Consider the following 1,416-nt stretch of genomic DNA (forward strand, 5'->3'; position numbering starts at 1 on the left):
CTGCTGCGTCGAAGTCCTTGGTCATCTGTCAGTGAGACGCTGGCGTCCCACCACCTTCTATCCGTTGGGTCTGCTAACCCAACTGAATCCTGCATGCGCGCTGCGCTCAGTTGACCTCGTTAAACAAGCCCCATCTACTATGGTCGGCTGCTATCGACAGCCCGGGTGGACGACGAGCTTGCAAACTTCACGCTACCTCTCACCACATCGAATTCAGTTCATCCGTGTTTCAGTTCAGCACCGTCCGGAACGATCCCATCCTTCAGGTAGCGCCACAGGGCAATGATCAGCTTACGCGCCACGGCAACGATCGCCACACGCTTGCCTCGCTTGCCCGCCGAGGGGGCGCTGGTGCCCGTTGCCGTTCTTCGCATGAACCAATGCGTCAGCGCGCTATCGGGCTGGTAACGCAGCCACATCCATGCCATTTCGATGAGCAGTGCGCGTACCCGCCGGTTCCCCTGCTTGCTGATGCCCTGGTCGACCCGGCTTTGTCCGCTATCGTAAGGCTGTGGCACCAAACCCACACAACTGCCGACTTGGCGCGCGTTATTGAAGCGTCGCCAGAACAGTTCCAAAACCAGTCGATGCGCACCAACCTGCCCGATGCCGCGCAGCCTCCTGAGTGCCGCCACCGATTGTGCCGTCGTTTCAGGCAATTGCTCGGTTAGCGTTGCCTCGAGTTCTTGCAATTGCCTGGCCACCAGAGCCAACCGTTCGCATTCGCGCATGAGACGCTGTCGCAGGCACCCGGGCAGCGCAGCGCCATCATGACAAACGACTTCGCCACGTTCGAGCTGCGTGGCAAACGCCGGCCCAACCTGTGCCCAGCAACCGACCGTACGCAACAGCTTGCGAATCCGGTCCCGGTGCTGGCCGACTTCCTTCTGCAGCTGGCCCCGGTCACGTACCAGATGGCGTATCTCTTCCGCCTCCGCCTCTGGTACCCGGACTGCGTGCAACCGGTCGCGCTCACCCCGCAACCATCCCCGCAAACAGCACAACAGGCGTATCGCATCAAGCCGGTCGGTCTTCGCACGCCTTGCCTGACGCTCCACAGGGATGCTGGCCGGATCGACGATCACGACCTCGTATCCTCGTTTTTGTAATGCACGACAGATCCAGAAGCCATCCTGCCCAGCCTCGTACACGATCACGACCCGGGACGATGGCGCCAACCGCCATTCCTGGCGAATCGTCTCTATCAACGTGACCGCTTCCGCCAACCGATCCGCGGCCCCTTGCTCCTCAGTCGTGTGTACCGATGGGCTTCGATGCCACCCGTCCTGCAGCGCAACTTTCCAATTCTTGCTCGCAAGTTCAAACGACACTGTCAGCGTCTGGTCATCGAGCGTAATATCCTGAATGTGAGCCGGTTGCATGTTGATCTCCTAAGTCTGCGTTTCGAACTCTCAG

At 60.1% G+C, this 1,416-nt stretch carries 1 protein-coding gene; it reads right to left on the reverse strand.

Going from position 1 to position 1,416, the window contains the following annotated elements; translation table 11 throughout:
• Nucleotides 1-218: 218 nt before the first annotated feature.
• The gene (locus tag NX784_RS28690; RefSeq protein ID WP_258820079.1) at nucleotides 219-1,382 is read right to left on the reverse strand and encodes an IS110 family RNA-guided transposase; all 1,164 of its coding nucleotides are present in this window, start codon (nucleotides 1,380-1,382) and stop codon (nucleotides 219-221) included.
• Between the last annotated feature and the right edge of the window lie 34 nt (nucleotides 1,383-1,416).

It is taken from the genome of Massilia pinisoli, from assembly GCF_024753285.1.
In the GTDB taxonomy this organism is placed as follows: domain Bacteria; phylum Pseudomonadota; class Gammaproteobacteria; order Burkholderiales; family Burkholderiaceae_D; genus Telluria; species Telluria pinisoli.